Source organism: Algoriphagus machipongonensis (assembly GCF_000166275.1).
GTDB lineage: Bacteria > Bacteroidota > Bacteroidia > Cytophagales > Cyclobacteriaceae > Algoriphagus > Algoriphagus machipongonensis.
Window position 1 is genome coordinate 1,780,836 of record NZ_CM001023.1, and the last position, 15,942, is coordinate 1,796,777.

Consider the following 15,942-nt stretch of genomic DNA (forward strand, 5'->3'; position numbering starts at 1 on the left):
AAGCCCGATCAATCGGGCTTTAATTTTTAAATTGTTCCTGGTCTTCCTCGTCTATCACCTCCACCATCATTGACCATTTCGTTATAGTCTTGCATGTCCATTCCTTTACTGAATCGACGAATGTTGAATGTGAAGGTTAGCATGAAATATCGCTGAAGTACATTGTTTTGTACATCTTCAATGTAAACATCTGTCACATTTCTTCTCACGCTTGTATTCTGTCCTAGTAAATCATAGACATTAAGTGAAATTTCACCTCGTTGGTTAGCAAAGACTTTCTTACCAATACTCATATTCATGAGCAAGAAATTATTGTCAAATCCTTCAGAAAGACCTGAATTGATTTGATGGTTCAAGTCCATTCTATAAACGAAACCTTCCCAAATAATCCAGCTGAAATTCAATCGAGTTCTCTGGTTAAAATATTTATTATCTAAGCTCGGGTTTAAGGTGTTCTTTACATTATTGAAAGACGCTCGGGTAGATATATTAAAATCAACCTGATCACTGATGTTACTACTAATTGAAATACCTGTACTAATTCTACTGGAGTTATTAAAACTCAACTCATTATTCACTTGTCCAGGTCTTTTGCTGAAGCTTAACCCACCATTGATATTGAGGTTTGACTTCATAAAATCCAAAGGCATCCCATAACTCAGCCAAGACCTGAAATCTTGGTAACCATCTAAGTTTACAGGTCTGAAAAGTTGCGAACCTTTTTCCAATACGATTCCTCCTGGTAGAGTTGTAGTAGAGTCAGCAATAAAAGAACTATTGGCAATAGAATTCTCCACGATGCTGGCTTGTGCGAATACAAACCATGATTTATCTGTGTCAGGGTTTCTGCTTCTCAATCTCAATCTAATTCTGTTAGAGTAGGATTGATCAAGATCTGGATTACCTGTTCTTAATTGAAGCGGATTGGAGTTATCGATTACACCTTGTAGCTGTTGCACGGAAGGAGCATCTGTATCCGTGTCGTAGTCGATCTCCATATTGGTGTTGTCAGAAAACTTATAATCAAAACGCACCGTCGGCATGAAGCTTTCGAAGGTTCTTTGCAAGTCAAAAGGAGCAGGGAAGCCTTGGTCATTTTGCAGTTTTGCATGTTGATATTCACCTTCTACCTGAAACTGAACTTTGTCTTTTTTCCATTGGTATCCCAACTCAGTTTCCTGACGAATGTATTTGCTCTCGAAGGTATTACTCAAGGCTGTGTCAAGTTCCAAACCTAGATTAGGTAAATCCTCATCTAATATGTCAAAAGTCAGCTGATCGGAGTCGTCAGATCGATTTCCAATTTCATATTCCAATTCCATCTGACCGTATTTCCCTATTGGTTCGGTATAGGAAACTCCAGTATTCCAATTGGTTCCTGTTCTGTCTCTCTGGATTCGTTGTTGTATGATTTCAGTTTTTTCTGTTGGTTGGAAGAAACTGTTAGTAGCTTTTCTGAATGCCAAATCCTTATTCCAATGATAGCCATAGCTAGCTCTTACGGTCAAAGATCTACCGGCTTTATTGAATTTATGTCCATAGTACAGCCTATTGTCTATGTCAAAATCGTCATTGTCGGCTGTTCTGGTATTTTCGGTCTGGTTCAATAATCCCAAATCATTCATAGATTCTCCTAAAAATCCAGAATTCTCTTTGTCATTGGAAGCTGAGAACCTTGGTCTAAATACGATTCGGTTGTTATCATCAATGTTATACTCCAATCGCATGTCAAACCTGTGATCTCTATTAACTCGTGTGTTTCGGCTTTCTTCAGTATACGTTTGACCATCATTGGCATCCGTTACATATTCGCGGAATAAGGAAGAAATCCCATTGTTTTCACGCTTTCTGAAAAGATAGCTTCCACTGATTTTCAGTTTTTCACCAATCAGATCAGAGTAATTTAAGCCAAGAATGTTGGTCTTGATAATTCCGTTTTGTGGTCTGTCATTTCCTCTGGCGTTGGGATCCGCCGTATAGCTGTCCACATTAATATTGTTGCTAAGACCTGTAAAAGTTATTCTTTGGTCCTCATTAAAAGCATTGACACTGGCTCCTGCTAGATACCTGTCATCTGTTCCGTAACCTACGGATGCTTTTCCAAATTGTCCTTTTCTTCTGTTGGGTTTAGTGATGATGTTAATGGTTTTCATACGCTCACCATCATCAAATCCACTCAGTTGTGCCTTTTCACTTTTTTGATCAAAAATTTCAATCCCTTGAATAACTTCAGCAGGTAAGTTTTGAAGTGCAGTCTGCACATCCCCTCCAAAAAATGGTTTTCCATCCACCAAAATTTGAGCAATAGATTCTCCTTGTGCCTGCAATGATCCGTCCATAGAGGTGACCCCTGGAAGTTTCTCCACCAAAGTTTGAGCGGAAGCATCTTTCATTGTTTTGAATGCATCTGCATTATATAAAGTGGTGTCACTTTTTTGAGTTCCTGTGGACCGTCTGGCATTTACCGTCACCTCCCCAAGCTCTGTGGCTGTCTCTTTCAGATTTAAATTACCTAAATCAAGATCTTCTTTAACCTCAATGGTTTTAAACAAATTTTGGTAACCCAAATACTGGACCTTTAAAAGGTATTCACCCTCATCGACGTTTTGGATATCAAAATACCCATCAATGTCTGATATCATACCATCTACCTGGACAGAGTCAGAGTAGGTTAATAATAAGATGGTAGCATTGGGGATACTCTGGTCAGACCCAAATTCTAAAATTCTTCCCTTTATAAAATAGCTTTGGGCAGAGCCCAAATGGACTAGGCCGAAAAAAAATAAAAGTGGTAATAAATATTTCATAAGTTGGTTTTGATTACCATGAATTACTCCGTTGAGTAAATTCAAAAGTTGGTTTAATAGGTTTTACTTGTTATCTAGTTTATTAACAAAGGAAATTAAATAGATGTTTGTTTGATAGGGAATATTGTCTAAGCGGTCAAATGTTAAATTTAATTGGGGATCATCTTGTTCGTTGTGATGAGTGGTAAGATTTTCATGGTTTTATTAGTGCTTGATAATGAATAGATTAATTGTGTCTCATGGATTTTTGACACTTATTGACATACTTACATGTTAATTTTTTAATCATATGTATGTTTATAAAAACAACATTTGTAAATTAGCTGATGTTAAAAATGACAAAGATGGAAAATCAGGAAAAAATCAGCATTACGACAAAGACCTTGGCCTCAGGAAATTGCCAGGTGAAATTTTTTATTGAAGACGAAGCAAAACCACAGTATGGTTACCTTTTAGTGACCGAGCCGAAGCCTGTAGGTGAGATCATAGAGGAGATCAAACAAAGGATGGAGAAAAGGAGAGACAGGACTTTGAATCTCAATTCATTGATTCCTATGTCTAAGGCTTCTGAAGATCATAACTTTTACTTGTTTTCAGCATGAGTTTTTTATCCTCAAACCTACGTTTTCTGAGAAAGCAAAAAGGCATCACTCAAATGGAGATGGCCGATCAGCTTGCTGTGCAAAGGACCATGATTTCAGCATATGAAGATGGAAGATCTGAACCCAAATTATTGACTTTGAAAAAGCTGAGCGATATGTTGGAAGTAGGGGTGGAGGAATTATTGGAGCATGATATTGAAAAGCTTGGAAGAAGAGCTATTCAAAAGAGAAAGCTGAATATTTTAACTATTGCAACTGATGCCAATGATAATGAAAACATTACCATGGTTCCTCAGAAAGCTTCTGCAGGGTATTTAAACGGATTTGCAGACCCGGAGTACATTGAAGAGCTTCCCCAGTTTCACTTGCCTAATTTGCCTAAAAACGCCACCTATAGGGCATTTGAATTAGCAGGAGATAGTATGCTTCCACTGATTCCTGGTACAATAGTGATCGGAGAATATGTAGATCAGCTGACCAATATCAAAAGTGGTAAAACCTATGTGTTGGTCACACAGACAGAAGGGGTGGTTTACAAACGAGTTTTTAACTATTTATCCGAAAACGGGAAGTTATTTTTAGTCTCCGACAATGAACATTATAAGCCTTTTGAGGTGAAAGGGGAAGACGTTCTTGAAGTCTGGGAATCCAAAGCTTTTATCAGCACTGACTTTCCAAACCCTGGAGATAAAAAGAAATCCTTGACTTTAGAGGATTTAGGTGAAATGATAAAAGATATTCAAGCTGATTTACGAAGGATCAAGGGTTGATTCTTTGCAACATGATCTTGGTTTGAGTTCTGGGATTGTCAATGTCGATAGTTCCTGACCAGGTTCTCCCATAATTATTGGTGGATAAATTGAGTTTTCCTCCTATCTGAAAAAACGTATTGTAGTAGTCAGCAGTCAATTTATTATCAGTGATTGTTCCAGAGCCTTCTCCGATTTCTGCGTCAAGAAAATTATATTCAATAAATTCAAAATACCCATCTTCATACTGATTGAATACCAAAGTACTTGTATTCCCCTGCCCATCAGATTGAAGCCAAAAACCAGAAATTTCATCAATCTCCGGACTTGTAGGCTGTGAATTATTTTGACTTGGGGTATTCTGAATTTCCGGTTCCATTGTACTCTCCTCCTGAAGTTCCTGAAAATCCTCTGTACTAGCAGTACCGGGATCATTAGAAAAATCTTCTAATGCTACCTGAGTCTCTTCACTGTAGTCGTTTGGGTATTCATCTCCAGAATTCTCTAGCATTAAGGAAAAGATGATTAAACCCACAATAGCAGCCAAAAGCCAGATATAGTTTTTGGCAAACCAACTTTTCTCTTTTTTTTGAATTGGAGGGATTGGATTAAAAGGCTTGTTTTTTGGTAAAGGTTTGATGATTTTACTCAGAACCTCAATCAATTGATCGCAATCATATTTCCACCTCGAACTACTTAATTCATGGGCATGTCGCCTTGTTAAAGCTTGTAGTTCTTCGGGAAGCTCTTCTGATTTAGGCATGACAGCTCCATTGACTAAGACAGGGATGACTCGGATATCCCTTTTTAAAGCCGCAGAAATTTCAAGCCTTATAAAATCACCTTCATGAAACAAACGGGGATTACCTTCTGAGTCTTTAATGTTTAACCAGTGTGGACCAATTAAAGCAATAAGCACTTTGCAAGAATTTAGTGCTTTATCTATCGCCTGAACGAAGTCTAATCCTGCTTCTATTGTTTCTACATCCAAAAAAACAGTATCATCTCCAAAAACCTCCTGTAGGTGGTCTACTAATCGGCCAGCTTCACCAGATGCATCTTGTCGACGGTAGCTTACGAATATTTTATTGTCAGCCATAAAAAAAAGTCCCTGATATTCAGGGACTAAAATAAGGAAAAATGTCTTTTATGCACTAAAAACTCCCGATCTTATTACCCGAGGAGATCCCTAAATCTTTCTTTAATTTTACTGACTACGTCATTGGCCGGGTCGATATTTACCACCCCTTTTCCTAATTCGTGCCAGTAGCCATCACCACATTCTATATAAGATCCTCTCTTCTTACCGGGCTCTTCTTTGGCAAATTCGTAATTATAGTCAGGAGTGAAAATTAACTTCATCAACTGTACTGTGTATTCCCAATTAATAGATCGATTTTCATCTTCATGCTTGAAAATAACCGATCGATCCGAGAAGTGAACAGTGATTTCACAATCTTCAATTTTGTCTGTGCTGACTTCTCTATAGTGTACAGTTAAAGGAGCTTCTTTTTGAGAAGTTTCGTAAATAGCTTGGATTAAATCCTGTCCAAAAAGCTGCCAGCCCTCTTGATCAGCAGGTATCTTCACTTTTCCTTCCTGTCCATTTTCAGATAATTTGACAATGATCCCACCGTCATCCATAGACTTTCCAGACCATTTAACGCTTTCTGTTTTTTGTTGAACCGCTTTAATCCAGACTGGATTTAATTCCCCGTCAAAGGAATAATCATCAGATAAAGTAAAACCTTCTTCCAGAATCTCAGCTTCGCTCAATTCCTCTCGGTCTGTGTAGTGAAGATCCAATTTGGCGTGGAGATTACCTTTACTCCAATCGAGTGAGATTCTATAAACGTGGCTATAAGGAGGGGGGATTATTCCCGAATCAAATTCAAGTTCAATTCCTGTTAAGGAGTCTTTTTGAGGCATAGTAAAATTTGCTTTGCGCAAAAGTAATTTATTTCAAGGAATTAGCAGTTATTTGCAAGGTTAAACACGTTCTATGGAATCAGTATATGAAAGGATTGCCTCAGAGATTTATGATAAATCTTATGCAATCGTTGATGATTTTATTAGTGAGGATCTAAGGGCCTCGCTTCTTCAGGAACAAACCGAGCTTTTGGAAGCAGGAAAGTTCAGATTGGCAGCAGTTGGTAAGGGGGAGAAAAAACAAATAAGGACAGAAATCAGAAATGATCAAGTCCTTTGGCTTAACCCGGATGAGTTAAGTAGGTATGAAAGTATCTATTGGGGGGAAGTTGAAAAGGTTAGACTTGCCATCAACCAAAGATGTTATATGGGACTGAAATCCTTTGAAGGCCATTTTGCCAGATATCCAAAGGGATCATTTTATGTCAGGCATATGGATCAATTTCAGCAGGTAATTTATCGGCAAGTTACCGTGATTATTTACCTCAACGACTCCTGGTCAGAGGAAGATGCTGGTATGTTAAGGATGTATTTGCCACAAGCAAACGGTTCGGAAGAAATCTTGGATATTTCTCCAATAGGAGGGCGACTTGTAGTGTTTTTAAGTGGTGAAATTCCTCATGAAGTTCTTCCTACCAATAAGGAACGTATAAGCATTACTGGTTGGCTGAAAGATATAGATTAGCGAAGTTTTATTTTGACTTTAACTTCTTGATCTGTGACTTCAAATGAGGCTTTTGAGAAACTGGGTGCACCAAAAAGTAAGCTTGGGTTGTTAGAAAACCCAAATTTATCCAATGGATAACCGATGGCATTCGTCTTTATTTCTCCGTCCATGTCCTCATCATGAAACACCGATACAGCATAGCTGCCTGGTTCAACATCTGGAATAATGATTTCAGCCTTCTTGTTTTCCACAGGAAGGCTTAATCTTTTCCATGCCTTGTCTATTTCTGAAGGAAAGCCTTCTTCTTGATTAAAAATCAGTACTTGCACATGCCCATGATCCACTACCGTTTCCTGGATGATTAAATGGATTTTGCCCGCTGGAGCTGATGTCATCAACCCTAAGCAACTAAAGAAGAAAGCAAAAATCAGTTGAATCATATGTTATCAGCTGTAAGTTTTCTGTTTATTTTTCCAGTTTCTGTTCGGATAAATTTATCTACGAAATAAATTTCCTTGGGGATTTCATATTTATCGAGGACCTCGAGAAATTTATCTTTCAATTCCCGAGAGACTTTGTCAGCCACAGAAAGATCAGATTCTATGATTAAGACAAGTTTCTGGCCAAACTTTGAGTCAGGAATACCAAAAAGAAAATATGAATGATCTGGAATTAGATGTTCAAGCTTTTTTTCAATTCGTTCAGGATGGAGTTTATACCCACCTGAGTTAATGACAAAATCTGTTCTTCCCAACCACTTGAAATGATAGGGATCAATTAGCTCGACCATATCATTGGTCTGGATTTTTTGATGATTGCTCATAGGGCAGTTTACCCAAAGTGCTCCTCTATTATCTGTTCCCACTTCGACTGATGGTAATACTTGATAAACCATTTCTTCACTGGAATAAGAAGCAATGGCAATATGTGAAACAGTTTCTGTCATTCCATAGCTTTGAAAAGCGTTAAGCTTTAATTCCAATATGGCTTCCTGCAAGTTTTTAGAGGCCGGAGCACCACCAATCAGAAGATAGTTTATAGCTTTTAGCTTATTTAAAGAGCTTTTAATACTTTCTTCCACCTGTAAAGGAACCATGGCTACAAATTCTGGATCGAATGAATCTGGTAGATTTTTCAATGGCGTTGAACTTGGTTCAATGAGTAGAATGCTTCCTCCCCATACCATAGCTCTAACCAACATCATCTTCCCTGCAATAAATTGAGTATTCATGCAGCAAAGTAATTGGGGCTTAGCGGGAATTTCGAAAAACTGCTTCGTCGCCAATGCACTGGATTCCATTTGGGATCTTTGGATCAAGATTGGCTTTGGGGTTCCAGTAGATCCTGAGGTGTGTAGTAAAAAGGAGTTTTTGCCTTCTAGCCAATCCTTGCAAAAGGAAAAAGCGTCTTTAGCAAAGTGCGGGATTTCTACTGAAGGGCTTTGAAAGTCTTGAAGGGTACGAAATGAATGTGAACCTATTTGCAGCTGAAACATATAAAATCAAGCATATATCTTGGAAACTCCATGGGCAAACTAACAACAAATTTCCACGAAGCCTGTTATCTTGCACCAAAAATAGAGCAATAAAAAGGAAATATAATGGAGTGGATAACTGCAAAAGAATACGAAGATATCACCTATAAAAAATGCAATGGCGTAGCTAGGATTGCTTTTAATCGTCCAGAAGTAAGGAATGCTTTTCGGCCAAAAACCACTTCTGAATTGTACGATGCCTTTTATGATGCACAAGAGGATACTTCTATAGGAGTTGTTTTATTGAGTGGGGAAGGACCTTCTAAGAAAGATGGAGGTTGGGCTTTTTGTTCTGGTGGAGATCAAAAGGCAAGAGGCGATCAGGGATATGTAGGAGAAGATGGATACCATCGTTTAAACATCTTGGAAGTACAGCGTTTGATCCGATTCATGCCAAAAGTGGTGATTGCTGTGGTGCCAGGTTGGGCAGTAGGGGGAGGGCATAGCCTTCACGTGGTTTGTGATATGACACTAGCGAGTAAAGAGCATGCTATTTTTAAACAAACCGATGCTGACGTGACTAGCTTTGATGGAGGATATGGTTCTGCCTATTTGGCTAAAATGGTAGGCCAGAAAAAAGCCCGTGAAATTTTCTTCTTAGGTAGAAATTACTCCGCACAGGAAGCCTTTGAGATGGGAATGGTCAATGCCGTAATCCCTCATGATGAGTTGGAATCGACAGCTTATGAGTGGGCTCAAGAGATCTTAGCGAAATCGCCAACCTCAATCAAAATGTTGAAATTTGCCATGAACCTAACCGATGATGGTATGGTGGGTCAGCAAGTTTTTGCAGGAGAAGCTACTCGTTTAGCTTATGGAACTGAAGAAGCTAAAGAAGGTCGAAATGCCTTTTTAGAAAAGAGGAAACCTAATTTTGGAGACAATAAGTGGATCCCTTAAGATTCAGAAAGCTAAATCATGAAATCTAAAAAGGTTCGGGTTTTAATACTCGAACCTTTTTTTGTCAATTCTATTCAATTGCCTGATAGACAAATTGCCTCATTTTTTCTCCCCAGAAATTATTGTAGGGGGCCATTTGAGTCATAAAGATAGCAATCAGGTCTTCTTTAGGGTCCACAAAGAAAAAGGTACAATAAGCTCCACTCCAAAAGTATTGCCCTTCTGATCCCAAAGCTTTGGCATCTGCCAAGTCTTCTAACACAGCAAAACCGAATCCGAATCCATGGCCGGGGGATTGGTATAGTCCATTGGCCTGATCTATAGTCATTATTTCAATGGTTTTGGGGCTTAAAAACCGGGTTCCATTGCTTTCACCACCATTGAGCAACATCCGTGTGAATTTTAAGTAATCCTCAGCAGTAGAAAAAAGGCCATGGGTTCCTCCATATACTTTGTTTCCCTCAGTAGGGGTTTGATCTTCAAGTTTTATCAATTCTCCATTTCCATCGATGGCGTGGAGTTGAACCATCCTTGTTTTTTGTTCTTCGTTTAGGTTGTACCCAGTATCTTCCATTTCAAGCGGATCAAAAAGTTTGGTCTGAAGAAATTGAGCGGTACTCATTCCGGAAAACTTTTCAATCAATAAGGCTAAGACATCGGGCGATGCAGAGTAAAACCATTGATTGCCTGGTTCGCCGATCATGGGTTGATTAATCAAAGTTTTAACTCTGCTTTCTATGTTTTCCTGTGGAGACCCATACAATGCTGTCCTGATTTCCTCCTCTAGTTTTCCTTCAGCAATACCATGAGAAAAACCCGCTGTGTGGCTTAAGAGCTGAGCTATCGTGATTTTATTTTTTGCCGCAATAGTCCCTCCAGAAATTCCTTTACTTGGATCAATAGCGATCACATAATCTTTAAACCAAGGAAGGTACTTTTCTACCGGGTCGTTTAATTGAAAATGACCTTCTTCATATAGCATCATAAAGGCCGTAGTAACAATTGGTTTGGTCATGGATTGTATAAAAAAAATCTGATCCTTGACCATTTCCTTTTGGCTGACAATATCGCTGGAACCATAGGCTTCATGATGCATAACATCTCCATTTTTTGAAACCATCAATACAGCACCAGGTAGAGAGCCCTTACTGATTTCTTTCTCTATAAAATCATCATATCTGGTTAACCTTTCAACTGAAAGGGTACTAGCCTCATGAAGGGTAGTTTGTGATACCGCTTGATTGGAAATGAGCAATATCGTAACGAAAAGCTTAATATAGATTGACTTGTACATGGTGGTTTTGGGTGCCTATTGTTAAAAACTGTTTCTTTTGATCAATTTAAGGAATTCCATCATTTAAAATAAAAAAGCCTTTCCAGAGTAATCTGAAAAGGCTTATGCATTGAATTTGGATTGGTTTTAAATCTCTATTTTGACACCCAAGATTTTTAAGAATTCTCGAATCCATGCTGCGTGTCCAGGCCAAGCTGGAGAGGTGACTAGGTTACCATCCACATAGGCATCAGTAACTGGAATATCCTGGTAATCGCCTCCGGCAATAGTAACTTCAGGCCCTACTGCAGGGTAAGCGGTGAGTTTTCTTCCTTTCACAACTCCTGCTGCAGCTAAAATTTGAATTCCATGACAAACTGCTGCCACAGGTTTATTGGTCTCGAAAAAGTGTTGAACGATTTCTAAAACCTTTGAATTTAACCTGAGATATTCAGGTGCCCGACCTCCGGCTATGGCGATACCAGCATAGTCTTCAACATTCACATCGTCAAATGAGTAATTGATAGCAAAGTTATGTCCTGGTTTCTCCGTATAGGTTTGATCTCCGAGGAAATCATGAATGGCTGTTTTGATGGTGTCACCTTTTTTCTTGCCGGGACAAACCGCATGAACTTCAAAACCAACCATTTCAAGCATTTGGAAGGGTACCATGGTCTCATAATCTTCTGCAAAATCTCCAGTCAAAAACAATATCTTTTTCATTTGTCTATAGGTTTTATTTAAAAATTGATTTTCTGCAATTGTCTTTATAACGGGAAAGAAGTGAAAATCATTCTCGAATTCGTAGGAAACTTTGCATCTTAATGGAAAGTTAACACGATCCGAAATGAATCATTTAGAAACAAGCTATACCACCCATGACGGAATTAAGCTATACCTCCAAGCATGGATGCCTGATGAATCTAAAGCGGCAGTTTTGCTAGTTCATGGTCTTGGAGAGCATAGTTCCCGATATGTTCATTTGGCAGAGAGGCTGGTTAAAATTGGTATATCCGTTTTTACCTTTGATGGGAGAGGGCATGGCAAATCAGTGAAAGGAAAACCTAATGCTTATTTTAAATCCTATGAAGATTATTTGAGGGATATTGATTCCTTATTTAGGAAAGTAAAAAGTTATGTGCCTGAAGTACCAACTTTCTTTTATGGGCATAGTATGGGCGGAGGGTTGGTTGCGGCTTATGTTTTAAAATATCAACCTGAAACTGCAGGTGTGATTTTGAGTTCTCCAGCCATTAAAGAAGCGGAAGGAACATCTCAAATCCTGATTGCGCTTTCTGGCATTATCAGTAAGTATTTCCCAAAATTGAAGGCTCTTAAATTGGACGCCAGCAAAATCTCAAGAAATCCGAAAGAGGTAGAAAAATATCTGAATGACCCGCTAGTATATTCTGATGCAATTCCTGCACGGACAGGTCACCAATTATTACAGATGATGCGGTTCATCCAAAATTTGGGAAGTCATTTTGAATCTCCTTTGCTTTTGGTTCATGGATCAGCAGATGAGCTTACGAATCCTAGAGGATCTGAAATGTTATTCAAAATGGCAAAATCGTCCGATAAAACCCTTAAGATTTTTCCCGCAGGATTCCATGAGTTAATAAATGATTTAGACAAGGAAGAGGTTTTGGAACTAATAGAGAATTGGTTGAAAGAAAGGGTTTAATTTTTTGGGATTCCGAGAAGAAACAAAAGCGAGGCTGGACCTGACTTGACTTTTCCAACCTCCCAGTCAAACTCATCCTTATTTTTTACCTGGGTAACAAGCTGGTTCATTTCAGCAATGGAATAGGTTCTTAAGCAAGAGACCATTCCATCCCACCACACAAACAGCGAAACTATCGGAATTAAGTAAGTGAAAAGGATTCTTCTCCAACTAAATGGCCTGATAAATGGAGTTACAAATAAAACCGTGATCGGGGAGAAGAACATGGCTAAAAAACTGGGGATCGATCGTTCTTGCCCTTCTGCGATAAAAATGGGTTCCTTTGCTTCAACAGCATTCCCCAATATTTTGATGGCATCTTTGGGTTGAAAATGATGAAGGGATAAAAACTGAGTCCTTAAGCCCTCAAAGTATTTTGGGACATTTCGAGCATCAACAGATTCCTGTGCAAAGCTAATGTTGGAAGCTTGTGAGCTACAGTAATCAAAAGCACTGAGGTTGGGAAAATAGTCGGTTAATAAAATCTTAATGTTTGGGTTCTTCTCAAGGAGTTCTTGGTTCAAAGAAAGTATCCCACCTCCTCCTCCAGATGCTAAATCAATAATTGTTTGGGTCTTGGAAGCAGATAACCCTTTTTCAATCCAAGGAATCAGTGGAACGAACATTCTTGTCTTATTGGCAAGAAACTGAAGGAAATCAGTTCCATAATTTCTTAGAAAGGCTGGGAACCACTTTTGATCCTCAAATTCAAAAAGATGGATTCTACTCATTCTTTTCGGTGTTTATGTAGAATCAATTTATAGATTTTTTCTTTTAAATCTCAGCTAACAAGCCCTGGATATCGAGTTGGCGAGTGTACATCTGTAGACTTCCATCAGGATTTTTTGGCCATTCCTCACGTGGTCTGTCCCAGTAAAGCTCCACACCGTTTTCATCTGGGTCATCCAAATACAATGCTTCCGAAACACCATGATCTGCTGCGCCGGTTAGAGGGTAATTCGCATCAATTAGGCGTTGCAAAAGAATTGCTAAATCTCGTCTTGTTGGGAGTAATATCGCTGTATGAAACAAGCCTGCAGTGTCTTTAGGTGCAGGTTTCCCTCCTTTACTTTGCCAAGTATTCAAGCCGATGTGATGGTGATATCCGCCCGCCGAAATAAAAGCAGCATCTTGGCCATAGGTAGTGATCAATTCGAACCCTAATAAGCCCTGATAAAACTCTAATGACCTTTGCAGGTCAGAGACTTTTAAATGAATATGGCCAATTCTTGTTGCGGAAGGAATGGTGTAATTATTCATGATAATGGAGTATTTTGCTGTTTTGAATTTCGTTCAGTTTCCACTTTTCGACATTCAATTCTGATACTAAAGAATCCGAATATCGAATGATGAATAATGAAGGATTTTTACTTCTCAAAAGTTCACAATAACACCTAAATACCCGGTGCATTCGGAAACATAAGGCTTTTATAATACTCCAAGTTTCCTTCAGGCTGTTCTATATCCGAAGGAAATGGTCGATTGGAAAAAGTCTGAAAGTAAAGTAAACAGGCATTTCTCCACCATTCTGCCTCTTCCTCCTGTATAGCTAATAATTGTTTGACATGATCAAATTCTTCTGGATCAATTTGGGACTCCAATGAATCCCATGTTTTCTGCATTTGTCTTACCTCTTTCACCCCTTGATCATAATGGTAAGCAATTTCCTCCCAAAGCGTATTTCCATTGCTCAACTCAAAATCCCATGGTACATGGTGGAACCATAGCAGATATTTTTCTGGGATCTGATGTGGATCCTCCCAGTTTTTAACTACCTCGGGTGCGTACTGATTTAAGGCTCCACTACCATCAATCGTCCTGTCAAAGCCGATTCCAAGGCTATCTGCCTGATGATAATAAGGGGCCGTCCAGTCTGCTCTTCCTCCCACTACCCAAGGTCCAGGGCCATAATGATGGCTTCTTCCCATGATATGATGCAGGCCTAAGGGAGTCATATAATTTACAGCAGTCTCATAGGATACTAATAATATTTCTCCCACTTTAGAAACTACCTCTTGGTTTTGACTGAAGGTCAATTTAGTCCATTCTTCTGCGATCTCAGCAGAAGTAGCTTCTGGGTTCCAAGCTAGTTTACCGAATGCAAACCAGTTTGACTGCGCAAAGAGATGTCCTGTCCAGTTGCGATCGGTACCGATGTTAGATACTCCTGCAATTAAAGTTGTTTTTTGACCCGTTTCTTTTCCTTCCAAAACGCTTCCTACTGTAGATGCCGGGCTGGGCTTATAAGTTTTACTTTTGAGGACTTCCTCCCACATAGGAGCGAGGTAGACTAAATTTGTTGCCTGCCCCAGATACTCCTGAGTAATCTGAAATTCCATTCCCACATTCGTTTTATTAATTGACCCGAATAGTGGGTGAAATGGCTCCCTTGGCTGAAAGTCTATCGCACCGTTTTTGATTTGAATGATCACATTGTCCTTGAACTTTCCGTCGAGTGGTTCAAATTCATTATTGGCTTGCATATGCCGATCAACCTCGTCTTCATGGGAGTAAACAAAAGCCCTCCAAATAAGCAAGCCTCCATGGGGTGACAATGCATCCGCAAGCATGTTTGCTCCCTCCGCATGATTCCGTCCGTACTCATGTGGACCGGGCTGTCCCTCGGAATTTGCTTTCACTAGAAATCCTCCAAAATCAGGAATGAAAGAATAGATTTCATCCGTCTTCTTCTTCCAGAAATCTATCACTTCCGAGTTTAGCGGATCTGCTGTTTCCAGTCCTCCAATTTGCATAGGAGCAGAAAAGCGTGCTGTCAGAAAAACCTTGATTCCATAAGGTCTAAATACATCTGCCAAGGCCTTCGCTTTCTTCATGAAATCAGTGGTCAAAATTAAGGCATTCGCATTGACGTTTGTCAGGGAAACTGCATTGATTCCGATGGATGCATTTGCTCTGGCATAATCAATATACCTTGGATCTATATAGCCAGGAAGTCTGTGCCAGTCCCAAATTGAGAAACCGGCATAGCCTCTTTCAACAGTCCTATCGAGGTTATCCCAATGGTTTAACATTCTCAGTTTAATCTTCGGACTATCAGAAAATTCTGTGTCTTTACTGAAAGTATTGGTTTGGATGGTTTTTATCCATTTATAAGTGCCATAGAGTACGCCAACAGGTTTGTTGCCAATGATAGAAAAATAAGTTTTCCCTTCTATTTCAACTGGTCCCATCCAATATCCATCTTCTCCTAAAGCTTTTATTTCAGCTTGCTGGGTTAATGATAATACCTGCGAAAACTCTTCTCTCGTGCCTAGGTAAAACTTCGCCGAAGTTAACCTCTCCTGACTAAATTTAGGACTCCTTCCAATCCAGGAATCGGAAGCAAGTTTAAGCTCGTTTTTGATCGCTTCGTAAGTGGGATTCTTACCGAAAAAATATATGTTGGATAGTAAGTCCGAGACTTCAGTTTTAAGCTCCAAGTTTTCAATCTTTTGGTAATCCATCCACAGTTTATAGCCATCATTGGCGAAAGAACTTAGGGTAATAAAAAGAGAGAGTGCTAGTGACAGGAAATAGGCTTTGAACATAGGTTTAGGGTTTGAGTTAATTTGGAGTTTGTACTAGTAATTCTGCTGCGGTTCAATAGTACTGTAAAATCAGAGGCTTTAATCACTTTTTGTTCTCACCTAAGCGGGACTAAGACTTGATCTCCAGAGTGAAGATTTTCTTGTGGTTTGAAAGCTCGCCGCGAATCCTAATACATAATCCAACTCAAAAGATCGAAAAATCAAGGCTAA

General features: G+C 39.2%; 16 protein-coding genes. 6 read left to right on the forward strand and 10 right to left on the reverse strand.

Annotated elements, in window-relative coordinates; genetic code table 11:
• Positions 1 to 26 precede the first annotated feature (26 nt).
• Positions 27 to 2,807 carry an outer membrane beta-barrel protein gene (locus ALPR1_RS07705; protein WP_008199723.1) on the reverse strand — a complete coding sequence of 927 codons (2,781 nt, stop codon included), beginning with the start codon at positions 2,805 to 2,807 and terminating at the stop codon, positions 27 to 29.
• 344 nt (positions 2,808 to 3,151) lie between these two features.
• Here ALPR1_RS07705 and ALPR1_RS07710 point away from each other — a divergent pair, with 344 nt between their 5' ends.
• A complete protein-coding gene (locus tag ALPR1_RS07710) occupies positions 3,152 to 3,409 on the forward strand; it encodes a hypothetical protein (RefSeq protein WP_040303364.1) in 258 nt (85 codons plus the stop codon).
• Positions 3,406 to 4,179, forward strand: a complete 774-nt coding sequence (locus ALPR1_RS07715) for an XRE family transcriptional regulator (protein ID WP_040302639.1) — start codon at positions 3,406 to 3,408, stop codon at positions 4,177 to 4,179. Before ALPR1_RS07710 ends, ALPR1_RS07715 begins: the two co-directional genes overlap by 4 nt.
• On the opposite strand, the gene ALPR1_RS20245 is transcribed toward ALPR1_RS07715, so the two are convergent.
• Positions 4,169 to 5,257: a toll/interleukin-1 receptor domain-containing protein gene (locus tag ALPR1_RS20245; protein ID WP_008199725.1), complete on the reverse strand. Its 1,089-nt coding sequence runs from the start codon at positions 5,255 to 5,257 to the stop codon at positions 4,169 to 4,171. The two genes, ALPR1_RS07715 and ALPR1_RS20245, sit on opposite strands and share 11 nt — an antisense overlap.
• A gap of 74 nt (positions 5,258 to 5,331) precedes the next feature.
• Positions 5,332 to 6,087: a hypothetical protein gene (locus ALPR1_RS07725; protein ID WP_008199726.1), complete on the reverse strand. Its 756-nt coding sequence runs from the start codon at positions 6,085 to 6,087 to the stop codon at positions 5,332 to 5,334.
• 73 nt (positions 6,088 to 6,160) lie between these two features.
• On the opposite strand from ALPR1_RS07725, the gene ALPR1_RS07730 reads away from it, so the two are divergent.
• On the forward strand, positions 6,161 to 6,772 hold the full coding sequence (locus tag ALPR1_RS07730) for a 2OG-Fe(II) oxygenase (RefSeq protein WP_008199728.1): 612 nt from the start codon (positions 6,161 to 6,163) through the stop codon (positions 6,770 to 6,772).
• Here the strand turns inward: ALPR1_RS07730 and ALPR1_RS07735 are convergent.
• Positions 6,769 to 7,194, reverse strand: coding sequence for a DUF2141 domain-containing protein (locus ALPR1_RS07735; RefSeq protein WP_008199729.1), 426 nt, complete (start codon positions 7,192 to 7,194; stop codon positions 6,769 to 6,771). The two genes, ALPR1_RS07730 and ALPR1_RS07735, sit on opposite strands and share 4 nt — an antisense overlap.
• The gene (locus ALPR1_RS07740; protein WP_237701653.1) at positions 7,191 to 8,072 is read right to left on the reverse strand and encodes an AMP-binding protein; all 882 of its coding nucleotides are present in this window, start codon (positions 8,070 to 8,072) and stop codon (positions 7,191 to 7,193) included. The genes ALPR1_RS07735 and ALPR1_RS07740 overlap by 4 nt, the downstream gene beginning before the upstream one ends.
• On the opposite strand from ALPR1_RS07740, the gene ALPR1_RS20980 reads away from it, so the two are divergent.
• Positions 7,984 to 8,199 (forward strand): hypothetical protein, encoded by a 216-nt coding sequence (locus ALPR1_RS20980; protein ID WP_237701664.1) that lies wholly within the window; start codon positions 7,984 to 7,986, stop codon positions 8,197 to 8,199. The two genes, ALPR1_RS07740 and ALPR1_RS20980, sit on opposite strands and share 89 nt — an antisense overlap.
• A gap of 155 nt (positions 8,200 to 8,354) precedes the next feature.
• Positions 8,355 to 9,188: a 1,4-dihydroxy-2-naphthoyl-CoA synthase gene (locus ALPR1_RS07745; protein ID WP_008199734.1), complete on the forward strand. Its 834-nt coding sequence runs from the start codon at positions 8,355 to 8,357 to the stop codon at positions 9,186 to 9,188.
• 70 nt (positions 9,189 to 9,258) lie between these two features.
• Here the strand turns inward: ALPR1_RS07745 and ALPR1_RS07750 are convergent, their stop codons facing one another.
• Both ALPR1_RS07750 and ALPR1_RS07755 read right to left on the reverse strand, forming a co-directional pair.
• A complete protein-coding gene (locus tag ALPR1_RS07750) occupies positions 9,259 to 10,482 on the reverse strand; it encodes a serine hydrolase domain-containing protein (RefSeq protein ID WP_008199736.1) in 1,224 nt (407 codons plus the stop codon).
• Between the two features lie 126 nt (positions 10,483 to 10,608).
• Positions 10,609 to 11,184, reverse strand: coding sequence for a DJ-1/PfpI family protein (locus ALPR1_RS07755; protein ID WP_008199738.1), 576 nt, complete (start codon positions 11,182 to 11,184; stop codon positions 10,609 to 10,611).
• Positions 11,185 to 11,308: 124 nt separating this feature from the next.
• Here ALPR1_RS07755 and ALPR1_RS07760 point away from each other — a divergent pair, with 124 nt between their 5' ends.
• Entirely contained in the window at positions 11,309 to 12,145 is an 837-nt protein-coding gene (locus ALPR1_RS07760; RefSeq protein WP_008199739.1) for an alpha/beta hydrolase, read from the forward strand.
• On the opposite strand, the gene ALPR1_RS07765 is transcribed toward ALPR1_RS07760, so the two are convergent.
• The 3 genes from ALPR1_RS07765 to ALPR1_RS07775 all read right to left on the reverse strand — a co-directional run bounded on the left by ALPR1_RS07765 (position 12,142) and on the right by ALPR1_RS07775 (position 15,732).
• Positions 12,142 to 12,915 carry a hypothetical protein gene (locus tag ALPR1_RS07765; RefSeq protein WP_008199740.1) on the reverse strand — a complete coding sequence of 258 codons (774 nt, stop codon included), beginning with the start codon at positions 12,913 to 12,915 and terminating at the stop codon, positions 12,142 to 12,144. The genes ALPR1_RS07760 and ALPR1_RS07765 overlap by 4 nt on opposite strands.
• A 43-nt stretch (positions 12,916 to 12,958) precedes the next feature.
• Positions 12,959 to 13,444 carry a VOC family protein gene (locus ALPR1_RS07770; RefSeq protein WP_008199741.1) on the reverse strand — a complete coding sequence of 162 codons (486 nt, stop codon included), beginning with the start codon at positions 13,442 to 13,444 and terminating at the stop codon, positions 12,959 to 12,961.
• A gap of 134 nt (positions 13,445 to 13,578) precedes the next feature.
• Complete coding sequence (locus ALPR1_RS07775; RefSeq protein WP_008199742.1) at positions 13,579 to 15,732, reverse strand: alpha-glucuronidase family glycosyl hydrolase; 2,154 nt, start codon at positions 15,730 to 15,732, stop codon at positions 13,579 to 13,581.
• Positions 15,733 to 15,942: the final 210 nt, after the last annotated feature.